Raw genomic sequence first — 21,074 nt, 5'->3', positions numbered from 1 at the left:
ATGTCTGACATTCAGGATCAATTACATGACATGATGAGCCGCCGGACGTTCCTCGGCCAGACAAGTGCGGGCATTGGTACACTGGCGCTGGCGTCGCTGCTGAATCCGGGCGCCGCATCAGCATCGGAAGGCCCGGCCTTAGGGAAACCACATTTCCCGCCAAAGGTGAAGCGGGTTATCTACCTGTTCCAGAGTGGCGCGCCCTCGCAGCTGGAACTGTTCGATTATAAGCCGCGTCTCGAAAAAATGTGGGGGCAGGACCTGCCCGAATCCGTGCGGAAAGGCCAGCGGCTGACGGGTATGTCGGCGGGCCAGAGTCGCTTTCCGCTGGCAGCATCAACATTTAAATTTGCGCAGCACGGCCCCGGCCGCATGTGGATCAGTGAACTGCTGCCCTACACATCGAAGGTAGCCAGTGATCTGACGTTTATCCGGACGATGCATACCGAGGCCATTAACCATGACCCTGCCGTTACGTTTATTCAGACGGGATCACAGCAAGGTGGCCGGCCTAGTTTCGGGTCGTGGATCAGCTACGGACTCGGCTCGGATAACCAGAACCTGCCGGCCTTTGTGGTGCTGCTCTCCAAAGGCCGCGACGGTGACCAGCCGCTGTATGCCAAGCTCTGGAGCAATGGCTTTTTGCCATCGGTGCATCAGGGAGTGGTCTTCCGCTCAGGGCCTGATCCGGTATTTTACCTCAACAACCCGCCGGGCGTCGACCGTGCCAGCCGCCGCCGGATGCTGGATTACCTGACGAAAATGCATCAGGAGCAGTACAAACACGTACTCGATCCGGAGATCAACAACCGGATGGCGCAGTATGAGATGGCCTACCGCATGCAGGCGTCGGTGCCCGAAACGCTCGATATTTCCAAAGAACCCGCTTATATTTTCGACATGTACGGCCCCGAGAGCCGCAAGCCGGGCACGTTTGCGGCCAACTGCCTGCTGGCCCGGAAGCTGATCGAAAAAGACGTAAAATTCGTCCAGTTGTATCATCAGGGATGGGACCAGCACGGCAACCTGCCCAACGATATTCAGATTCAGACGAAGAGTGTCGATCAGGCGTCGGCGGCGTTGATTATGGATCTCAAGCAGCGTGGCCTGCTCGACGAAACGCTGGTCATCTGGGGCGGCGAATTTGGCCGGACCAACTATTCGCAGGGTAAGCTGACCCGCGACAATTACGGCCGCGACCACCATCCGCGTTGCTATACGATCTGGATGGCGGGCGCAGGCGTCAAGAAAGGGCTTGTCTACGGCGAAACCGACGAATTCGGCTATAACATCGCCCGTGACCCAGTACATGTCCATGATTTTCAGGCGACGGTTATGCACCTGATGGGCCTCGACCATGAGCAGATGACCTTTAAGTTCCAGGGCCGCCGCTACCGCCTGACCGATGTACACGGAACGGTGGTAAAACCGCTGCTGGCATAGATTGGTACTCCCGGAAGGGTTGAAGGCAAACGGGTAGTTTCTCACAGCTCAGCCACTTTTACAAGGGCTGAAATAACCTTGTTTTGTCCTGACGCAATGAAAAACTATTCCGCTGGTTTATTCCTGTTTCTGCTCCTGACCGGCAGCACCGCCTGGCTGCGCCCGCAACCGGCAGACCACCATGATACCCCGAAAATGATGTATGGCGACCGGGCACGGCTGGGTCGCCCCTACGCCAAAGATCCGCATGTCGTCCGGTTCAAGGGGCGTTATCTGATGTACTTCTCCGTACCGGCTTATACGGATTCCAGCGGCACCAAACATGGCTGGGGCATCGGTATTGCCGAAAGTACGAACCTGACCGACTGGCAGAAAATCGCCGAAATTCCGCCGGTGGCCGACTACGAGAAAGCAGGGATCTGCGCGCCGGGTGCCTTGGTAAAGGATGGCAACGTACAACTGTTTTACCAGACCTACGGCGGTGGCCCCAAAGACGCGATCTGCCATGCCTGGTCGGCCGATGGTATTCATTTTACCCGCAACGAAACCAACCCGGTTTTCCGGCCGGCCGGTGCCTGGAATTGTGGCCGCGCCATCGATGCAGAGGTCTATCCATTTAAAGGTCAGTATTTTCTCTTTTTTGCCACGCGCGATCCGGAGTATAAAAAACAGCTACTGGGCGTGGCCGTTGCGCCGCTGAAAACCAGCTTTAACCGTGAGGAGTGGAAGCAGCTTTCTACCGACGGACCTATTCTCAAACCCGAACTGCCCTGGGAAGGTGACTGCATTGAGGGCGCGTCGGTCATTGAGCGCAACGGCGAACTGGTCATGTTTTATGCCGGCGCCTACAACAACTGGCCGCAACAGATCGGTATCGCCCACAGCCGCGACGGCCTGCATTGGGAACGGCTGCAAAACGAGCCTTTTCTTAAAAACGGTGCTCCCGGTACCTGGAACAGCAGTGAGTCGGGACATCCGCATCTGTTTGAAGACCGCAATAAACGCACATACCTCTTTTACCAGGGCAACAATGACAAAGGCCGTACCTGGCTGCTGTCCAATGAGCCGGTAAGCTGGCAGGGTAGTAAGCCGGCCTTGTCAGGAAAGTGAGCGAATGTATGATTGGTGGAAAGCCCATCCGGAAGGCGATTATTTCCGGATGGGCTTTCGTGTTAATGGCCGAAATAGTGCCCCTTGTTCAGGTCATCGAGCAGGCCCGGATGCAGGGGTGTCCAGTTTAACTGTTCTTTTGTTTTAACGGCCGATGCGGGGCTATCGAACATAATAAACCGGCTCATCCACGCAAAATGAGCCGCCGCTTCTTCTGCCGGAACCGAGGCAACCGGCAGGTTCAGGTACTGTCCGATAACACCGGCAATTTCCCGCACGGGTATTCCTTCATCACCAATCGCGTTGTAGCGGCGTCCTGTCTCTCCTTTTTCCAGCGCCAGCCGGAATACCAGCGCGGCATCCAGCCGGTGCACTGCCGGCCAGCGGTTCGTGCCCTCGCCAACATAGGCCGACACACCATGCTTTCTGGCCATACCGATGATAAACGGCACAAAACCATAATCGCCCTGGTCATGTACCGACGGTGGCAGCCGGATAACGGAAGCCCGTACACCAGCCTCCGCCAGTGCCATGGCTGCGGCCTCCGAGGCACGCGGAAAGCCCGGTGCCGGATCATCTTCTGTGATCAGTTGGCCATCATTCCGTATGCCCAGAATGCCGGCGGTCACTACCAGCGGACGATCTGAGCCGATCAGTACTGAGCCAATCGCCTCAATTGCTTTTTTATCGGTTTCGGCTGCGGCCAGGTAATTACTAAAATCGTGAATAAACGCCGCATGAATCACGCCGTCTGCGCCGGCAGCCCCTTTTTTCAGGCTGTCGAGGTCCTCAAGACTGCCTTGCAGTACGTCGGCACCGGCATTGGCCAGCGCCGTTGCTGAGGCTGCTGAACGGGCAAGGCCGGTCACCTGATGACCGGCATGGATTAATTCCTGTACAATGGCGGAGCCGATAAAGCCACTGGCTCCTGTTACGAATACGCGCATATGAGTTACCTGTTTTTGTGGGGGCCGTGCTGTACCGGTAAAGCAGGCAGCGTACGCCCCCGTAGTTTGTCAGGCAAAATTGCGGAACCGCCTTGCCGAAAAAGAGGACATTTGACCCTATTTCATTTCCTGCGGCAGTTGGGCATGCCGGATACGGGTCAGCGTTTTAAGCGAAACGCCCAGATAGGAGGCAACCATCCGCAGCGGTATCCGCAACAGAATTCCGGGATAGGTGTTAATAAAATCTTCGTATTTCTCGGCAGGTGTTGCGCTGATGGTTTTATAAAGGCGGTTGCGGCTCAGATACAGATTACGGGCAATCAGTTGTTCGGAAAATTCTTTCAGGGCCGGTATGTGCTGAAACAAGGCGTTGAAACGATCTCGGCTCCACAACAAAAGCTCCGATTCTTCCAGCGCGTCAATACAATACAGGGATGGTGTCTGATTGGTATAGCTCTCTCCATCGGTAAGCCAGTTCAGCTGCGGCGAAAAGTGCAGGGTATGATCAACACCATCCGTACCAATCCGATATGTCCGCAAAAAACCGCTCATGACAAACATTTTGTAGCGGCAGATCTCACCGGCCTGCAACAGCAACTGCTTTTTCCGGATGGTTCTGACGACAGCCGCCTGCCTGATCACGCTGATTTCGTTGTCAGATAAGGCAGGGCAATGTATTTTCATGTAATTTTCGAAAATCGCTGACATACCGGCTTGCTTTTAGCGATCTCAGCGGCCTGAAAACGCTGCTTTGTAGGGTGTTCTGAGGTAGCAGCATCAAATACGCGGCAAAAGTTCCCAAAGGCTGTTTTGCCGGGTTTATCTTCAGGAAACAGCATCCGTTAGCCCGGATCTTTTCCGGGCTGCGATGTATCAACAAATCATGAACCGCAAAACATACCCACTCTGACCACGTTTACTGAATACACGTGGCTTTGTTATGTTGCTCCACGAAGCATACCACATGGAAAAAATACAACACTACCTCAAAAACGTCGACTGGGACCTCACCTGGCGCATGGCTACCCGGAACGGCTGGCTCCTGATGGCCACAACAACCATCGCCGGGCTGCTTTTCTGTTTCATCGTCTCCCAGGTTATCACTTTTGTGCTGCGGCGCCGCCCGGTTGCCCTGCTGACCCTGCTCAGGATCTACGTGCGGGAAGCCTTTTATGTGTTCGTGCCGACCTTGTTTTTTCTGGTTGCGGCCAATATTCAGTCCAGCCGTTTTTTGCGGCAGCATCCGCTGGTCGATAAGTTTTCGGAAGTCCTGTTTATCGGTGCCTCCATCTGGATGATTCTGAGACTGCTGAAGGTTGGCGAACTGTTAGTCATCCGGCATTACGATCCGGCTCAGGACATTAACATATCACAGCGGAAGTTTGTCACCCAGCTTCATTTTGTCCGGCGGCTGGTATCGCTGGTTGTGGTTATTGTGGGCATTTCACTCATTCTGATTTCGTTTCAGGGTAGCCGTAAACTCGGTCTCAGCGTACTGACCTCGGCGGGGATTGCCTCGGTCCTGATCGGTTTTGCGGCCCAGAAAACGCTGGCCAACCTGCTGGCGGGCATCCAGATTGCGCTGACGCAGCAAATCCGGATCAGCGATGCGGTGGTGGTTGAAAACGAATGGGGCCGGATTGAAGAAATTAACCTGACCAACGTGGTTGTGCGGGTCTGGGACCGGCGCCGGCTGATTCTGCCCATTACCTACTTTGTCGAAAACCCGTTCCAGAACTGGACCCGCAACGACTCCTCCATTATCGGTACGGTCATGCTCTACCTGGACTATGATGTACCGGTTGATAAGCTACGGGAAAAGGCCCGGGCCATCGTTGAAGCCGACCCGCTCTGGGACCAGCAGGTATTTGCCGTACAGGTAACCGACACCATGCCGACCTGCATTCAGATCCGGGTACTCGTCTCGGCGCGGGACTCTCCGTCGGCCTTCGATTTGCGGTGTAACGTCCGGGAGGCCCTCATCGCGTTACTGCGCGATAACTGGCCGCAAAGCCTGCCCCAGACCCGCGTTCAGCTTACGGGTCAGGAGGGGGTTAGCGGCGGTAAGGCGGTATTTCAGCAGGGTCCGCTACGGAGCCGCTAAGCCACCTCACGGATGGTATTCATGTATTCACTGGGCGTTTGCCGGGTAATTTTTTTAAATGCCCGGTTAAACGCCGTTTTTGAGTTAAAGCCAACGTCAAACGCCAGACTCAGCAGCGTATAGTTTTTATACCGCGGATCATCGAGCCGCCGCTTCAGTTCTTCTACCCGATAGTGGTTAATGAAGTCGAAAAAGTTCTTGTCAAAGCCTTCATTAATCACCTTGGAAAGCAGGTAAGGCTGCATCTTGAGTTTAGACGCCAGCTCATTGATTGTCAGATTCGGGTTAGCAAACAGCTTATGCCGCAGCAGATAGGATTCTACCTGCTCTTTCAGCACCTGCAATTCCCCGTCGGGCAGTGGCTCAGCCTTGTGGGTCGGGGTTTCGATCACGGCCGGCACGACTACCTCATTGACTTCACTCAGAATAATCGGCGGCAGATTTTCTTCTACAGGTACCGGTTTGCCCGGTGTCAGCAACGGAATAGCGGGCGTATTATCAAAAAACCCGACCGGCTGAACAGACGCGGGTACCTTGAAAATTTCCGGCTGATGAATGGCAAAGTACCCGAGAAAATAGATAATCGTCGAAAATACCAGCCAGATCGCATCTACGTGGCGGGCGGCAACGGTGGTCGGATCGAAACCAAACAGCTTGCTACCCGCGATAAACATAAACAACGTCGCCCACAGCACCAGACAAATGGCCTGAATGGTCAGTACGGTGTAGAGGTACTGAATGTTATGTTCGAACGAGTGGCTTGTCTCATACTCCTGCTGGTAATGCCGGATCGTACGGCGACACAGCAGCCAGTAACCGGCGTTAAACAAAAGCGACAGAAAGCCGCCACCCAGGAATAAGGTCATCACAAACACATCCTGATTGACTATATCAATCTGAAACTGCTTGCTGTTCATAAACACAAACGGCAGATAAATCAGCACCTGAATCCCTGCCGGAATAAACCGGTACGACCAGTTACGCACTTTCCGCCCCGACCGGTACAACAGCTTGTTGATATAAATGTAAAACAGCGGGCCGTAGGTAAACAGAATCAGGTCCGGCAATAAAACCAGTTTCGTATACGACTGCGCCACATCACGGTAATTGGCAAAAATCCGGATAAAAATGGCAAACGACGACAGCCCGAGCAGAATTACCAGCCACCGGTTTGCCGCCTTATTGTAGTTCTGAATCGTGGGGATAGCAATAATCAGCAAAATGCCCTGAAAAGCCGAAAAGAGCAGTAGCAGGTCATAAACCGAGTAAAAATTAAAAGTACCCGACAAATCTTCCCAGCTCTGGATCTGCACCTCAATGGACTCATTGTTGATGTTATCACCGCGGAGAACGACCCGGTTGGCGCGGGCTTTGCCGTTTTCCCGCCCTTCGACTGAGTCCCAGTTGCCGCGCGTAAATTTAAATTCCAGCTTTTCGAGATCCGTATATACCGACACCCGATAGGTACCGTCGAACTGGCGTTGCAGCAACAGGGATTCGTCGCCGGGGTTCCACTTATTAAAATTACCGGTCAGGTAGAGCCTGGCATCGTGGGGCGTATTGTCCGGCACCTGCGTAATCACGAAGCGGTAGGCCGGTTTCATTTCCCAGGAATCTACGGTAATCTGAATGTGATTCGGGTCCGGTTCAAACGCGCGGTTATATACCCGGTTGGGCCGTTGTTTGCCTTCGGGTCCGCCTTCAACGGTCATCCAGCTTCCCTGCGTGAGTTTGTATTCAAAGTGTTTGAGTGTATCAGACAACGTAATAGTATATGATCCGTTTGCGCCTTTTTTCAGTTTATAGGCCGGATCACCCGGATTCCAGTTATTAAAATCACCGGCAATGTACAGCCCGGACGTCAGCGGTAAAAGGGGCGGGCTCTTCACCACCTCAATCACCAGTTGCGCCTGACCGGTAAATGCCAGCAGCCATAACAAGGCGAAAAGAAAGACTACATTGAGTCGCATAAGCAGCGCGATGTGATGAATCTAAGGTATCAAAAATACGGACAAAAGACGATAGGTTAACACACCCCGGTGAATCTTCTTACACCTTTGCCTGCCAGAGAAGTATACATTTATACCTGTTTAGCTTAGCTTTTTCATATAAAAACTTTTCAGTTAAAAATAAGTTAAGTACATATATCCGGATCTATTTCCGGAGACACTCAACGCTATGAACACAGATGAAAAAAATGAGCCCGCCCCAAACGGCGCTCAGATAAACGGACGGGACAAAGAGCCTGATAACGCCGGTGCTAATGCTCCGTCAGACGACAACAAGCACCAGGACGTTTTTGAAAACTCCGCCAATGGCCTCGACACAGCCGAAGTACGCGGCGGACAGGATGGCCGCAATATCCGCGGCATTGGCAGCACCGACATGGACAGCCAGAACGGACTACTGCGTTTCAACGACACTGACGACGCCAACAGCGCGGTAGAGGTAACCGAAGAAGCGCAGCACAGCATTGCTGCCGATGATCCTGATACCAGCAAAACTGCGTCTGTTGACGTAACCACGCATGGTCCTGACGACTACGCTTCTGCGGAGGAAGTAGATACGCCCGAAGCCGAAAAAGAGGCAAAGGAGCATGAAAAGCCGGAGAATCCATACGCCGAAAGCGGAAAAGAGGATGACGATATCGCCCGTACCGGCACCTCAACCGAGCACAAACCAACGTATTAAACAGCTTACAATAAGACGTGCTATTGAGGTTCGGCAGACTGACTTTACCTCGTAAATCGTCTTTCGTAAATCGTAAATCCAGTACACCCTTTTAAATACACAACGTTATGAGCATCTCAAGTAATCAACGGAAAGAATCAACAGAGTCATACGCCTCACAGGCGATGCATAGCCCGATGGGCCTGGCTCCGGAACTGTCTCAACTGAGTGACCGTCAGCTGGAAAACGAGCTGCCGTCAAAACGGGCAGACAGTAATGATACAGACGTACCTGGCGATTATATGGAAGCAAAAGATCTGGCCGCCGAAACCGACGACGCGACAACAGAAGCCGATATCGAAGAAGCCAAACGCGCCTCATGGGGCCAACCGCCGATCGACGCCGAAAACGCGACAATTGATCCGGCCAACCCGATGGTTGCCTATCAGCCTGAACCGGCTCCCGGCGCGGATGTAACACCGCCGGACGGAGCCTGGAATAAATCTACGGCTGAAGGAGGCCTTGCCCCGTCAAGTGCCGACGAACCCGACAAAACAACCGGAAACGCGTAGACATAAATAATGGATAATGTACAATGAATAATGCGGTCACGCCTTTCATTGTACATTATCCATTATTCATTATTCATTAACCTCAAACGGCTTGTTTAACGCTGTCGAACGAAATACCCATGTGGGACGCATCGTAGACGCATGTGCCGTTCTGAATTAACAAAACCTGCGGCGACTCGTGCTGTATGCCGAATACGTCAGCCACCTGATTGGATACAGACCGATCGGCAATCAGATCCAGATAGTAGGGTTTAATACCCGCCGCATCGCTCCAGTTACGCTCCATCCGGCTCAGCGCCATCGAACTAATTGAACAACGGGTACTGTGTTTAAAGATCATCACCGGTTGTGTGGCCGACTCTTCCTTGATCGCATCAAGCTGAGATTCGTTGGTTAGTTTATTCCAATTCATGTTGTCTGGCTACATTCTTTGGCTATTTAACCCGAATTTATAGCCGAAAAGTTCAGGATTCTTGCCGGATGCCTACCTTTGCGGCTCAGTTTTCATTAAACGACCTCCGGCTTGTTTTCGGCACTTTATCATACATCTATCTATCTGTATCAGGGACTTCTGCAGTTGATTGCCCCACTGAACCCTAAAGCAAAGTTATGGGTCGACGGACGGCGCAACTGGTCCGAACATCTGGCCGGGGCGCTGGCCGGCAATACGGCTCCGGTTGCCTGGTTTCATGCGGCCTCCCTCGGTGAGTTTGAGCAGGGACGGCCTGTTATCGAGGCCTTCCGGCAGCAATATCCTGCCTACAAAATTCTGCTGACGTTTTTTTCGCCATCAGGCTACGAGGTGCGTAAACACTACGCCGGAGCCGATATCGTGGCTTATCTGCCGTCGGATACGCCCGCAAATGCCCGCCGGTTTGTGCAGCTCGTTCATCCGGCGATTGCTTTCTTCATCAAGTATGAGTTCTGGGCCAATTACCTGCATGAACTCAGAGCCGCTCAGGTTCCGGTCATTTCGTTTTCGACCATATTCCGGCCGGGGCAGTTATTTTTTAAATCCTACGGCGGCTTTTACCGCTCCCTGCTGCGCCACTTCGACCACATTCTGGTACAAAATGAGGTTTCGGTCCGGCTGCTCGACAGCATCGGCATTACCCGCAGAACGCTGGCCGGTGATACGCGCTTTGACCGCGTGAAACAAGTTGCCGATCAGAAAAAGGAAATTCCGGTAGCCGCCGCGTTCCGGCTCGATCCGTCGGGAAATCCGGTGCCGGTACTGGTAGTCGGCAGCGCCTGGCAGCAGGACATGGAAGTGCTGATACCGTTTCTGAACGGCTTTACGCAGCCGCTGAAGGTGATCATCGCTCCTCACGAAATTCACGACGATGAGATAGAAAAGTGGCGGCAGCTCCTGCATAAAACCGCCGTGCGTTACTCGCAGATAACCGCCGGCAATACGCAAGAGCTGGCATCGGCGGATGTCTTGATCATTGATAACATCGGCATGTTGTCGTCACTGTATCAATACGGGCAGTATGCATACATCGGCGGCGCATTTGGCAAAGGGCTGCATAATATTCTGGAAGCGGCGACATTCAGCATGCCGTTGTTCTTTGGGCCGAATTATCGTAAATTTCAGGAAGCCATCGACCTGATTGATGAAGGCGGGGCCGTTTCGGTCAGCAATACGCAGGAGCTGGCAGCAGCCTTCGGGCGGCTTTATACCGACGAACCTGCCCGGCAAAAGGCCTCGGCTACCAGCCGCAGTTATGTGGTGCGGAACATTGGGGCAACCGACAAGGTTATGCATATCGTGAACCAACTATTGCCTGCCCGCCGGTAAACCACCAGGCGGATTTATTTCAATTTAACTCATTGCTGCTTGGCACATCAAGGCTTAGTCATACGATCAACGGGCTCGTGGTACGACGTTAGGGATAACGACGGCCATATCTACAATGCCCGTCTGAAAGGGAAGTTTAAAATAAAGGGCCTCAAAGTGACGAATCCGATTGCGGTCGGCGATCACGTGCAGTTTGAGGTAGAGGATAAAATCGAAAACACGGCCATTATCATCGATATTGAGCCACGGGAGAATTACATTATCCGGCAGTCTGTGCACAAAACGGCACACGGTCATATTCTGGCGGCCAACATTGATCAGGCCGTTTTGCTGGCTACGCTGACCATGCCCCGCACATCGCTCGGCTTCATTGACCGCTTTCTGGTAACGGCCGAAGCATTCCGGATTCCGACCACGATTGTCTTTAACAAATCAGACATCCTGAACGAAGAAGGACTGGCCTATCAGCAGGAAATCATTGATCTCTACGAAAAGATCGGCTACAACTGCCTCATCACCGCCGCCCTCGAAGGGACAGGTGTCGATGCGTTCAAGGCCTTGCTCGACAATAAGGTAACCCTCCTGTCGGGGCATTCGGGGGTGGGTAAATCGACGCTGGTTAACGCCATTTCTCCGGAACTCAACCTGCGCACAAGTGAAGTATCGACCTTTGCCAATAAAGGGGTGCACACCACAACCTTCGCCGAAATGTTTGAGCTCGGGCCAGGCACGTTCATCATCGACACTCCCGGTATCAAGGAGCTCGGACTGGCCGATATGCAGAAAGAAGAAATCAGCCATTATTTTCCGGAAATGCGCGAGCTGCTTAACCAATGCCGGTTCAACAACTGCCTGCACGTCAACGAACCGGGTTGTGCGGTGAAAGACGCCGTCGGTGAGGGCGACATTGCCGAAAGCCGGTACTGGAGTTACCTGGGCATGCTGAGCGGTGAGGATAACCGTCGGTAAGTCAGAACGTTACTATTTTTTACCACATAGCCCTATCAAAACACAAAGCGTCAACCAGCTATGTGTTCTGATGGGGCTATGTGGTATGTATACTTCTTCGTTTAAGCTTCGGGAATCGTATCACCCGCCTGCCTTTTTCGCTTTATAGCCTTTCTGGGTCAGAAACGTGAGCACCTTTTCGCGGTGATCACCCTGAATCAGAATATCGCCGTCTTTGGCCGACCCGCCCGTTCCGCAGGCATTTTTCAGCTGCTTTGCCAGTGCATTCAGGTCGGCATCGGTGCCAATAAAGCCTTTTACCGCCGTCACGACCTTATTGCCGCCAAGCCGCTCGAGCCATACTTTCAGCTGCTGATGAGCCGGTGCGAGGGTTTCGGCTTCCGGCTCATCACCCGATTGGTAGTTAAAGTCAGGGTCTGTTGAATAGACAACACCCGTCCGGTTTTTCTTACTCATAGTCTATTTTGTTTAGGCGCAAACGGCCATTGTTTCCGGATGTTGGCCGTCAGCAGGAATGCCACAACGCCCAGCGCGATAACGGTCAGTCCGGAGACCATAAACGACCAGCCCGTCGAGATAAAGATATACGACCAGACGGCAATGGCCAAAATTACCGGCAACGGATACAGCGGCATCCGGAACGGAAAGTGCGACGTGGCTTTGCGCCGGTGCAGCAGCCAGAGCCCGATTGCCTGCCCGATAAACTGTACTACAATCCGCATGGCCAGAATTGCCGTAATCACATCCGACAGCCGGAACAGTAAACTGAAACCAAACGCAACCCCGCCCAGAAACAGTACCGATACGTACGGAAAATGGCGGGTCGGATGCAGCTTAGCAAAGATTTTGAAGAATTGTCCGTCGACGGCAGCAGCATAGGGTACCCGTGAATAACCGAGCATTACGGCAAACAGCGACGAAAACGCGACAATCAAGACCAGTCCGGTAGCGACACCGGCGGCTTTAGCGCCGTAAATGGCTTCAATCACCGTACTGACAATAAAAGTACTTTTCTGCGCTTCCTGCCACGGCACAACACTCACCACACTCAGGTTCAGCAGCATATACAACAAGGTAATACCGGCAATGGAAATAAAAATGCTCAGCGGAATATTCCGTTCCGGGTTCTTCATTTCACCACCCAGGTGACAGACGTTATAATACCCCAGAAAGCAATAAATCGTTTTGACCGACGACGCCCCGAGTCCCGCCGACAGCAGGTTACCGTCGAGGTGCATCGCCTGCCCGAGCACGTCTGAGAACGAAACTGTTGCGTTGGTCAGCCCGCCGACGATGATCCAGCCGATGGTGAGCATAACGGCAACCCACAACACCAGACTAATCCGCCCGATTGAGTCAATACGCCGGTAAATCAACATCGTAACGATAATTACCACCGTACCGGAAACCGCCTTCCCCGACCATTCGTCGAGCGGGAACAAATACGATGCGTACTGGGCAAAGCCAATCGAACCCGATGCAACTACCAGCGGAGCCTGAATCAGCGTCTGCCAGACGTAGAGAAAGGAAAACAGTTTCCCCCACCGTTCTTCCCCATACGCGATTTTCAGAAACCTGTAGCTACCACCCGCCTGCGGGTAAGCCGCGCCCAGTTCCGACCAGATAAAGGCGTCGATAAACGACACCACAGCGCCCAGTATCCATGCCCAGATGAAGTTAGGTCCGCCCATGAGCTGAATAACCAGCGGCAGCACCACAAACGGCCCGATCCCGACCATATCGATCATATTCAGGGCCGTACCTTGTAATAAGCTTAGCCGACGGAGCAGATGCGGGCTTTGCGGACTGCCTTGGCTGGCAGCAGAATCGGTAGAATTGCTCAATGATTTAGTGATTAGGCGTTACTACTCATAAATAACGAAGGTCAGGTGAATAGTTCCGCTATCGGAAGGCAATGGTCCGAAATACCAAATGTGTTAACAACATCTGTTTTTCTCCCTGATTTATACCGGGAAAAGTAGATTCACCGCTTGCCGCGATTTAGTGTAGGGGTTTAAATCCGACAACAACCTATATGCACGTTAAAGCACTCGGGCTCGCCATAGCCCTTTTTATTGGTACGTTACCTGCCATGTCTCAAGACGTTATTAAACTCTGGCCCGACGGTGCGGTTCCGAACGCCGTGGCCAACCCAAACTTTCCCGAAAAATCAGAGGTTGGCCAGCAGGATGGAATTCTGCGCATCAGCCATGTATCCGTACCAACGCTGACGGTCTTTCAGGCACCGAAAGACAAAGCAACCGGCGCAGCCGTGATGATTTGTCCGGGCGGTGGCTACGGTATTCTGGCGTTCGGGCATGAAGGCGAAGAAGTAGCCCGCTGGTTCAATCAGCAGGGCATTACGGCATTTATTCTCAAGTACCGCCTGCCCGACGAGCGGCTGATGACCAATCAATCGGAAGTGCCGCTGATGGACGCCATGCAGGGCATGAAGCTGATCCGGCAGCAGGCGGCTAAATATGGGCTGGATGTGACTAAAATCGGGGTGATGGGCTTCTCGGCGGGCGGTCACCTGGCGGCTACGCTCTCAACCCATTACCATCGGTCGGCGGGTAGCCTTAAAGCCAGCGAAGAGGCGAAACCCAATTTTGCGATTCTGATGTATCCGGTCGTGACGTTTGGCGCTAAGGCGCACGGCGGCTCCCGCAACAACCTGCTGGGTAAACAAAACACCTCCGCCGAGCTGATTGCCTATTACTCCAATGAGCTGCAGGTGACCAAACAAACCCCGCCGACGTTTCTGGTACATGCACAGGATGACAAGGCTGTACCGGTCGAAAACAGCATTGATTATTATCTGGCGTTGCTGAAAAACGACGTTTCCGGCGAAATGCACCTCTACCCGACCGGTGGCCACGGCTTTGCCCTCCGCACAAAAGGCAAAGGGTCCATCGAAAACTGGCCGGATGCCTGTAAAGGCTGGCTGAAAGCTCAGGGGCTGATGAAATAAAGGTAAAACGGAATGGTATTCCGTTCTGGCAGCTAAGTTGAGCGCAGAACGGAATACCATTCCGTTTTACATAAACCCTGAGAGACAGAATACTATTCTGTGTTCTTAGTCATTCAGAATCAGGGGGACATTACCCCGTCCGCCCATGATGACGATTTTGCTGTTCGGCGAGGCCGCCAGTTCCCGCTGCGCTTTAATCTGCTCATATTGCAGCTGCTTGTCTGTCAGGCCGGTAGCCATGATACGCTGGTAGTCGGCTATCCCCTGGGCTTCAACCCGTTTCCGTTCGGCCTCTTGCCGCTCTTTCTGCAGGACAAACTGCATTTTCTGCGCTTCCTGCTCCGCATTGATTTTCGACTCAATCGTTTGTTTTACCGACGCCGGCAAATTGATATTCCGCACCAGCAGCTGTTCCAGCAGCAGTCCCCGCGATTTAAAATCCTTTTCAATCGCTTTAAAAATACGTCCCTGAAACTCATCGCGACGGGTTGAGTAAAGCGCAACGGCATCGTAGTAAACAGCATTATCGCGGATACGGGTCCGGGTGATGGGCCGGACGATTTTATCCGTGTAATCCTCCCCAATCTGCCGCATGAGCCGCGGCGCTTCGGAAGGCAGCAGACGATACAGCACCGTCAGGTCAATGACCACTTCCAGGCCATCGGCAGCCAGGACACGGATGGCGTCATCGCCCGACTTCTGTCCTTCGTCATTCACACCCGACATGGTGTAATTCTGTGTTTTTACATCCATATCCGTTACCGAGGCAAGCGGATTGACAAAATTAAGCCCCGGGTCAAGTGTCCGGTCGCTGATCTGGCCGAAGAGCGATACAATACCCACATGCCCGGCGTCGATCTGCCGGAGACTTGAGGTCAGCATGCCTAAAACGATCAGAACAATTCCAGCGATTTTTACGGGACGGGCAAAGCGGGAGATGGTGAGCGAAGGCGTATTGATGGCAAACCCTACGATGAGGATCACAAGGCCAAGTGTTACGAAAAACATGTTCAGGTACGGTTAAGATAAGTGTCTGAAGACAAAGCAAATGTACCTTATTCCAATAAAGAAATATTGATTTTAAGCCGAAGGGATAAAAAACAGGAAGGATGGTAAAAAAAAAGGCATCCGGTACAAACCAGATGCCTTTGGGGTACTACTCAATCAATTAACCCTTCATCGAATAACCATGAAGGTGTGTATGTACCACCTTATTTAGTGCCTTTTTTAGCGCCGGCAGCAGCAGCTTTCTCAGCTTCTTCTTTCGACACAACCTCGCCTTTCAGGTAAAGTACGATGTTTGGGGTTTCACCGTTGCTCATTACGGTTACCGACTTGTTGAACGGGCCCATAGCAGCCGCGTTGTACGTTGCCGATACAGTACCTGTTTTACCCGGCATTACCGGTTCTTTCGTCCATGATGGTTTTGTACAACCACAAGACGCCTGCGCATCAGAGATAACCACAGGGTCTGTACCTGTATTTTTGAACGTAAATACATACGTCACAGGCTTGCCTTGCTCCACTTTACCGAAATCGTGTGTTTCTTTGGTGAATTTCAGTGTACCTTTTTGTGCGTAGCTAACTGCTACAAGTACAAACATGGCTACGAATAATGAAAAAATCTTTTTCATCGGGATAATTTAAATTTAGGTTTGGTTATTTGATTGTTAGACATTACAAATGTTAACCTCCACAAATCGCATACCAAAGGATAATCGGGTTGCGAATCACTAACAAAGAAACAGATAAAATCGTTTTTTTGAAAGCTCCGCCGGATTATATTATTTTTACTACGACTTGTGGTTACCTTAACGATTCCTTAGACGGAAAAACAGTGGTAAGAGATTAACCGGCAGTAGAAATATTTTTTTATTGCGCTGTAATTCAAGGCCAGTCACACAACACTTCATCAAACAATCCAATTTCACTCTTTAAACCTGTTACTGTTCTGTGATTGCAAACGAACATATCCGTACGGTTGACGTACTAACCCGTGAGGAAATCCTGGCCGATTACCGGTTGGCGAGCGAAAGCCGTCAGGTAAGCCTGCTGGGTCGGCGGGATGTAATGGGAGGACGGGCAAAATTTGGCATTTTCGGCGACGGAAAAGAGCTGGCCCAGATTGCAGCTGCCAAATCGTTCCGGCGGGGCGATTTCCGGTCTGGTTATTACCGTGATCAGACCTTTGTCGCGGCCCTCGGCGAACTGACGTGGCAGCAGTTCTTTGCCCAATTGTATGCGCATACCGACATTGCCCATGACCCCAACACGGGTGGCCGCAACATGAATGGCCACTTTGCCACCCGCTGGCTCGACGAAAACGGGTTGTGGCGCAACCAAACAGAGTTTTTTAATTCAGTCTGTGATATGGCGCCGACCGCCGGTCAGGTGCCGCGTTCTATCGGGCTGGCCTACGCCTCAAAGCTCTACCGGCACAACCCGGCGCTTCACAGCCTTACCCAATTCTCCCGCCATGGTAACGAAATCACCTTTGGCACCATCGGCGATGCGTCGACATCACAGGGCATGTTCTGGGAAACCATGAACGCGGCCGGTGTCTTACAGGTCCCGCTGCTCATGTCTGTCTGGGACGATGGCTATGGCATATCCGTTCCTGTCGAGTATCAGACAACCAAAGCCAGTATTTCGAAAGCACTGGCGGGGCTACAACGTGAAGCCCCATACAGCGATGCGTCGGAAAAGGGGATTGAAATCTTCACCGTTAAAGGGTGGGACTATCCGGCCCTGATTGATACCTACCGGCAGGCGGCCCGCCTCTGCCGCGACGAACATGTGCCGGTGCTCATCCATGTGCAGGAACTCACCCAGCCGCAGGGTCACTCCTCGTCGGGCTCACACGAGCGTTATAAATCGAAAGACCGGCTGGCGTGGGAAGCCGAATATGACTGCAACCGTCAGTTTAAAAACTGGATCCTTGATAACGGCTATGCTACGGCAGAAGAACTGACTGAGATCGAAGAAGAAACGAAAAAATCGGCCCGCCAGGCACGAAACGATGCCTGGAATGCCTACGTAGCCTCGATGCAGGGTGACTTTGACGAAGCCCTCGACCTCCTTCAGCGGGCGGCCCGCAATAACCCGAAAGGCCCTGCCCTCATGGCCGTACGGGAAGACCTCCGCAAAGCCTTCAACCCGATCCGGCGCGACGCAACGATAGCCGTCAAGAGAGCCCTGCGCATTCTGCGTAACGATCCGCCCGAAACCCGGCAGGGACTGGCGGAATGGCTCCGGCGAACCAGTGCTGAAAATGAAGACCGGTATAGCTCGCACCTCTACAGCCAGTCGCCGGACTCGCCGCTGAAAAACCCCGGTGTACCTGCCGTTTATTCGGAAAACAGTCCGATTGTAGATGGCTACCTGGTCATGCAGCGTTACTTCGACAATCTTTTCGGCCGTGACCCGCGCGTAGTAGCCATCGGTGAAGACGTAGGACATATTGGTGATGTAAATCAGGGATTTGCGGGATTACAGGAAAAATACGGCGAGATTCGTATTACAGATACCGGCATCCGCGAAACAACGATTATCGGTCAGGGAATCGGCATGGCGATGCGGGGCCTGAAACCCATTACCGAAATCCAGTATTTCGACTATATTTTCTACGCGCTGGCAACCCTGACCGATGATCTGGCCTCGCTCCATTACCGGACCAAAGGGGGCCAGAAAGCACCGCTTATCATCCGGACGCGCGGTCACCGCCTCGAAGGTATCTGGCATTCAGGCTCGCCGATGGGCGCGATGATCAATAGTTTGCGGGGCATGCACATCGTCGTTCCGCGCAACATGACACAGGCGGCCGGCTTTTACAATACACTTATCAAAGGTGATGACCCGGCCCTGCTGATCGAATGCCTGAATGGTTACCGGCTTAAAGAACGCGTTCCCGACAACCTGAGCGAATTCTGCCTGCCGCTCGGTGTGCCGGAGGTACTCCGCGAAGGCAGCGACATTACCATCGTTACGTATGGGTCGATGTGCCGTATCGTGATGGAAGCCGCCTACCAGCTGGCAGAAATCGGCATCAGTGTTGAACTGATTGATGTACAAACGCTTCTGCCATTCGACCGGCACCACCGCATTCTGGAATCCGTCAGGAAGACCAACCGTGTTGTTTTTGCGGATGAAGATTTTCCGGGGGGCGCTACAGCCTATATGATGCAGCAGGTCGTTGACGGGCAGAAGGCTTACCAATACCTTGATTCTCCGCCACGTACGATTTCGGCAAAAGATCACCGCCCGCCTTATGCGTCTGACGGTGATTACTTCTCGAAACCAAATCCGGAGGATGTGTTCGATTGTGTGTACGACATCATGCGTGAAGTCGAGCCACAACGGTTTCCAGAACTCTATTGAGTAATTAACGGTTAGTGATCAGGAGAAAAACCAGCATGGGCGGGCCATCTGCTGGTCACTAACCACCCGATAATGAGTACGTATTTCGATGACATCAAAGACGGCATCCGGTCGACCATTCAGGGGCTGGGCCTGACTTTCCGGCACATCCGCAATGCCACCAGGCGCCGTCAGCCGTTAGGGATTGCCAGCGACAACTATTTTGAACAGCAAACCGGTCTGGTAACGGTTCAGTACCCGCACGAAACCATTCCCATTCCGGATAATGGCCGCTATCGCCTGCAAAACGAAATCGACGACTGTATTGTCTGCGATAAATGCGCCAAGGTCTGCCCTGTCGACTGCATTACCATTGAAGCCATCAAAGCAACGGAGGAAATAGGCCGCGCTTCTGATGGATCTCCCATCCGGTTGTATGCCGGAAAGTTCGACATCGATATGGCGAAGTGCTGCTACTGTGGCCTTTGCACCGTCGTTTGCCCGACCGAATGCCTGACGATGGAGAAAAAGTTTGACTACAGCGAATACGAACTGGGTAAACTTACCTACGAATTCTCAAACCTGACGCCCGACGAAGCCGCTGAAAAACGTAGTCTGTATGAGCAGTTTGTTTTAGAAAAAGAGCGGGAGAAACAACGGGCGAAAGAACAGGCCGCCGCAAAGGCTGCCGCACTGAACGCCGAACCACAGAACACACAACAACCGGAAGCGCCGAAGCCCAAACCCGCTTTCCGCCCGACAGCCAAACCAACGGAAAATAAAGAGCGGGAGAGTGAAAGAGCGAAAGAGCGGGTTGCACCAAAACCGGCTGAGCCTGCGCCAAACGCGGAACTCAGCCACACAGAACAACCCGAACCGCCGAAGCCAAAACCGGCCTTCCGCCCGACTCTGAAACCAAAACCGGCTGAACCAACGCCAAACGCGGAACTCAGCAACACAGAACCATCAGAACCGGCAAAGCCAAAACCGGCTTTCCGCCCGACCTTGAAGCCCAAACCCGCTGAGCCTGCGCCAAACGCAGAACCACAGAACACACAACAACCGGAAGCGGCAAAGCCAAAACCCGCTTTCCGCCCGACCTTGAAGCCCAAACCCGCTGAGCCAACTCAGAGCATCGGGCCTGACAACCCTGCACCAAAGGAGCAGCCGGCAACGGCCCTTGTCAAAGATGCTGACGAAGCCATACCGGTTGCCGGTATTCAGTCACCGGAATCACCGGCCCTGCTGACCACCGACAAAGGCGTTTCGACCAGCGGTGAGGAACACCCCGCCGCCCAGGCCGATAACACGGTGCAGCCGACGGAAGATAAAGAGCGGGAGAGCGAAAGAGTGAAAGAGCGAATTGCACCCAAACCCGCTTTCCGGCCAACGATGAAGCCCAAAGCGACGGCTGAACCAACCCAGAACCCAGAACCACAGCCCCCAGCAACAACCCAGAACCCAGAGCAACCGGAACCGGCGAAGCCCAAACCCGCTTTCCGGCCAACGATGAAGCCCAAAGCGGCGGCAGAACAGAACCCGGAACAATCAGAACCGGCGAAGCCCAAACCCGATACCAATGCTTAACCTGATTTTTTACGCATTTGCGGCCCTTACGCTGGGCGGTAGCCTGGCCGTTCTGATAACGCGCAATGTAATGTACTCGGCGTTTTTCCTGCTGCTTTCCCTCATAGGCGTGGCAGCCTTGTTTGTGCTGGCCAGCGCCGACCTGCTGGCAGTAGCACAGGTGATGATCTACGTCGGTGGGGTGCTGGTACTGGTCATCTTTGGCGTTATGCTCACGCATAAACCAAAGCCGGAAACAACAACCGGACCTCAGGCTGCACGCCCCAATTATATTCTGACCCAACACCGTGCCTGGTTATGGCCGTTGCTGGTAGCAGCCGGGCTGTTTACAGCTTTCTATTCGCTGATCAGCCGGATTCATTTCTCACTGTTTGAGCACCGTGCCCCCTTTCAGACGTCGGTGGATACCATCGGCAAACAGCTCATGACGGAATACATTATCCCGTTTGAAATCGCCGGTATCCTGCTGCTCGCAGCCCTTGTCGGAGCGACGTACCTGAGTAGTCAGGGCGACCGGACAAATAACCAGTAACCCCGCTAACCT

General features: G+C 53.1%; 19 protein-coding genes. 11 read left to right on the top strand and 8 right to left on the bottom strand.

Features of this window, described 5'->3' with window-relative positions:
* Entirely contained in the window at positions 1-1,443 is a 1,443-nt protein-coding gene (locus BLX24_RS04790) for a DUF1501 domain-containing protein (protein WP_071501955.1), read from the top strand.
* 96 nt (positions 1,444-1,539) lie between these two features.
* Positions 1,540-2,553 (top strand): family 43 glycosylhydrolase, encoded by a 1,014-nt coding sequence (locus BLX24_RS04785; protein ID WP_071501954.1) that lies wholly within the window; start codon positions 1,540-1,542, stop codon positions 2,551-2,553.
* A 62-nt stretch (positions 2,554-2,615) separates the two neighbouring features.
* On the opposite strand, the gene BLX24_RS04780 is transcribed toward BLX24_RS04785, so the two are convergent.
* Positions 2,616-3,500 (bottom strand): SDR family oxidoreductase, encoded by an 885-nt coding sequence (locus BLX24_RS04780; protein WP_071501953.1) that lies wholly within the window; start codon positions 3,498-3,500, stop codon positions 2,616-2,618.
* 117 nt (positions 3,501-3,617) lie between these two features.
* Positions 3,618-4,184 carry a Crp/Fnr family transcriptional regulator gene (locus BLX24_RS04775; protein WP_229201702.1) on the bottom strand — a complete coding sequence of 189 codons (567 nt, stop codon included), beginning with the start codon at positions 4,182-4,184 and terminating at the stop codon, positions 3,618-3,620.
* Between the two features lie 280 nt (positions 4,185-4,464).
* Here BLX24_RS04775 and BLX24_RS04770 point away from each other — a divergent pair, with 280 nt between their 5' ends.
* On the top strand, positions 4,465-5,604 hold the full coding sequence (locus tag BLX24_RS04770; RefSeq protein WP_083421804.1) for a mechanosensitive ion channel family protein: 1,140 nt from the start codon (positions 4,465-4,467) through the stop codon (positions 5,602-5,604).
* On the opposite strand, the gene BLX24_RS04765 is transcribed toward BLX24_RS04770, so the two are convergent.
* Positions 5,601-7,574, bottom strand: a complete 1,974-nt coding sequence (locus tag BLX24_RS04765) for a helix-turn-helix domain-containing protein (RefSeq protein ID WP_071501951.1) — start codon at positions 7,572-7,574, stop codon at positions 5,601-5,603. The two genes, BLX24_RS04770 and BLX24_RS04765, sit on opposite strands and share 4 nt — an antisense overlap.
* A 208-nt stretch (positions 7,575-7,782) precedes the next feature.
* On the opposite strand from BLX24_RS04765, the gene BLX24_RS04760 reads away from it, so the two are divergent.
* Together BLX24_RS04760 and BLX24_RS04755 are read left to right on the top strand one after the other, a co-directional pair.
* Complete coding sequence (locus tag BLX24_RS04760; protein ID WP_071501950.1) at positions 7,783-8,295, top strand: hypothetical protein; 513 nt, start codon at positions 7,783-7,785, stop codon at positions 8,293-8,295.
* 107 nt (positions 8,296-8,402) lie between these two features.
* A complete protein-coding gene (locus tag BLX24_RS04755) occupies positions 8,403-8,846 on the top strand; it encodes a hypothetical protein (RefSeq protein ID WP_071501949.1) in 444 nt (147 codons plus the stop codon).
* An 82-nt stretch (positions 8,847-8,928) separates the two neighbouring features.
* On the opposite strand, the gene ytxJ is transcribed toward BLX24_RS04755, so the two are convergent.
* A complete protein-coding gene (gene ytxJ / locus BLX24_RS04750; protein WP_071501948.1) occupies positions 8,929-9,258 on the bottom strand; it encodes a bacillithiol system redox-active protein YtxJ in 330 nt (109 codons plus the stop codon).
* A 111-nt stretch (positions 9,259-9,369) separates the two neighbouring features.
* Here ytxJ and BLX24_RS04745 point away from each other — a divergent pair, with 111 nt between their 5' ends.
* Together BLX24_RS04745 and rsgA are read left to right on the top strand one after the other, a co-directional pair.
* Positions 9,370-10,647 carry a 3-deoxy-D-manno-octulosonic acid transferase gene (locus BLX24_RS04745; protein ID WP_071501947.1) on the top strand — a complete coding sequence of 426 codons (1,278 nt, stop codon included), beginning with the start codon at positions 9,370-9,372 and terminating at the stop codon, positions 10,645-10,647.
* A gap of 39 nt (positions 10,648-10,686) precedes the next feature.
* Entirely contained in the window at positions 10,687-11,616 is a 930-nt protein-coding gene (rsgA, locus tag BLX24_RS04740; RefSeq protein ID WP_071501946.1) for a ribosome small subunit-dependent GTPase A, read from the top strand.
* Positions 11,617-11,736: 120 nt separating this feature from the next.
* Here rsgA and BLX24_RS04735 read toward each other — a convergent pair whose 3' ends face one another.
* Together BLX24_RS04735 and BLX24_RS04730 are read right to left on the bottom strand one after the other, a co-directional pair.
* The gene (locus tag BLX24_RS04735; protein WP_071501945.1) at positions 11,737-12,072 is read right to left on the bottom strand and encodes a translation initiation factor; all 336 of its coding nucleotides are present in this window, start codon (positions 12,070-12,072) and stop codon (positions 11,737-11,739) included.
* The gene (locus BLX24_RS04730; protein WP_071501944.1) at positions 12,069-13,460 is read right to left on the bottom strand and encodes an APC family permease; all 1,392 of its coding nucleotides are present in this window, start codon (positions 13,458-13,460) and stop codon (positions 12,069-12,071) included. Before BLX24_RS04730 ends, BLX24_RS04735 begins: the two co-directional genes overlap by 4 nt.
* 248 nt (positions 13,461-13,708) lie before the next feature.
* Here BLX24_RS04730 and BLX24_RS04725 point away from each other — a divergent pair, with 248 nt between their 5' ends.
* Positions 13,709-14,587 (top strand): alpha/beta hydrolase, encoded by an 879-nt coding sequence (locus tag BLX24_RS04725; RefSeq protein WP_229201701.1) that lies wholly within the window; start codon positions 13,709-13,711, stop codon positions 14,585-14,587.
* Between the two features lie 105 nt (positions 14,588-14,692).
* Here BLX24_RS04725 and BLX24_RS04720 read toward each other — a convergent pair whose 3' ends face one another.
* The gene (locus tag BLX24_RS04720) at positions 14,693-15,595 is read right to left on the bottom strand and encodes a prohibitin family protein (RefSeq protein ID WP_071501942.1); all 903 of its coding nucleotides are present in this window, start codon (positions 15,593-15,595) and stop codon (positions 14,693-14,695) included.
* A gap of 203 nt (positions 15,596-15,798) precedes the next feature.
* On the bottom strand, positions 15,799-16,221 hold the full coding sequence (locus BLX24_RS04715) for a DUF1573 domain-containing protein (RefSeq protein WP_071501941.1): 423 nt from the start codon (positions 16,219-16,221) through the stop codon (positions 15,799-15,801).
* A 319-nt stretch (positions 16,222-16,540) separates the two neighbouring features.
* On the opposite strand from BLX24_RS04715, the gene BLX24_RS04710 reads away from it, so the two are divergent.
* The 3 genes from BLX24_RS04710 to BLX24_RS04700 all read left to right on the top strand — a co-directional run bounded on the left by BLX24_RS04710 (position 16,541) and on the right by BLX24_RS04700 (position 21,062).
* A complete protein-coding gene (locus BLX24_RS04710) occupies positions 16,541-18,964 on the top strand; it encodes a thiamine pyrophosphate-dependent enzyme (RefSeq protein WP_071501940.1) in 2,424 nt (807 codons plus the stop codon).
* A 72-nt stretch (positions 18,965-19,036) separates the two neighbouring features.
* A complete protein-coding gene (locus BLX24_RS04705; RefSeq protein ID WP_071501939.1) occupies positions 19,037-20,530 on the top strand; it encodes a 4Fe-4S dicluster domain-containing protein in 1,494 nt (497 codons plus the stop codon).
* Positions 20,523-21,062: an NADH-quinone oxidoreductase subunit J family protein gene (locus BLX24_RS04700; RefSeq protein WP_071501938.1), complete on the top strand. Its 540-nt coding sequence runs from the start codon at positions 20,523-20,525 to the stop codon at positions 21,060-21,062. The genes BLX24_RS04705 and BLX24_RS04700 overlap by 8 nt, the downstream gene beginning before the upstream one ends.
* Positions 21,063-21,074 lie beyond the last annotated feature (12 nt).

This window comes from Arsenicibacter rosenii (genome assembly GCF_001870735.1).
In the GTDB taxonomy this organism is placed as follows: domain Bacteria; phylum Bacteroidota; class Bacteroidia; order Cytophagales; family Spirosomataceae; genus Arsenicibacter; species Arsenicibacter rosenii.
Note: the sequence above shows the minus strand (reverse complement) of the source record. Positions and strands in the feature narration are given on the sequence as shown.

What these genes read in the sequence shown, in the direction of transcription:
- BLX24_RS04790 (WP_071501955.1), top strand. Translation starts at nt 1, where the DNA reads ATGTCTGACATTCAGGATCAATTACATGACATGATGAGCCGCCGGACG.
- BLX24_RS04785 (WP_071501954.1), top strand. Translation starts at nt 1,540, where the DNA reads ATGAAAAACTATTCCGCTGGTTTATTCCTGTTTCTGCTCCTGACCGGC.
- BLX24_RS04780 (WP_071501953.1), bottom strand. Translation starts at nt 3,500, where the DNA reads ATGCGCGTATTCGTAACAGGAGCCAGTGGCTTTATCGGCTCCGCCATT.
- BLX24_RS04775 (WP_229201702.1), bottom strand. Translation starts at nt 4,184, where the DNA reads ATGAAAATACATTGCCCTGCCTTATCTGACAACGAAATCAGCGTGATC.
- BLX24_RS04770 (WP_083421804.1), top strand. Translation starts at nt 4,465, where the DNA reads ATGGAAAAAATACAACACTACCTCAAAAACGTCGACTGGGACCTCACC.
- BLX24_RS04765 (WP_071501951.1), bottom strand. Translation starts at nt 7,574, where the DNA reads ATGCGACTCAATGTAGTCTTTCTTTTCGCCTTGTTATGGCTGCTGGCA.
- BLX24_RS04760 (WP_071501950.1), top strand. Translation starts at nt 7,783, where the DNA reads ATGAACACAGATGAAAAAAATGAGCCCGCCCCAAACGGCGCTCAGATA.
- BLX24_RS04755 (WP_071501949.1), top strand. Translation starts at nt 8,403, where the DNA reads ATGAGCATCTCAAGTAATCAACGGAAAGAATCAACAGAGTCATACGCC.
- ytxJ (WP_071501948.1), bottom strand. Translation starts at nt 9,258, where the DNA reads ATGAATTGGAATAAACTAACCAACGAATCTCAGCTTGATGCGATCAAG.
- BLX24_RS04735 (WP_071501945.1), bottom strand. Translation starts at nt 12,072, where the DNA reads ATGAGTAAGAAAAACCGGACGGGTGTTGTCTATTCAACAGACCCTGAC.
- BLX24_RS04725 (WP_229201701.1), top strand. Translation starts at nt 13,709, where the DNA reads ATGTCTCAAGACGTTATTAAACTCTGGCCCGACGGTGCGGTTCCGAAC.
- BLX24_RS04720 (WP_071501942.1), bottom strand. Translation starts at nt 15,595, where the DNA reads ATGTTTTTCGTAACACTTGGCCTTGTGATCCTCATCGTAGGGTTTGCC.
- BLX24_RS04715 (WP_071501941.1), bottom strand. Translation starts at nt 16,221, where the DNA reads ATGAAAAAGATTTTTTCATTATTCGTAGCCATGTTTGTACTTGTAGCA.
- BLX24_RS04705 (WP_071501939.1), top strand. Translation starts at nt 19,037, where the DNA reads ATGAGTACGTATTTCGATGACATCAAAGACGGCATCCGGTCGACCATT.
- BLX24_RS04700 (WP_071501938.1), top strand. Translation starts at nt 20,523, where the DNA reads ATGCTTAACCTGATTTTTTACGCATTTGCGGCCCTTACGCTGGGCGGT.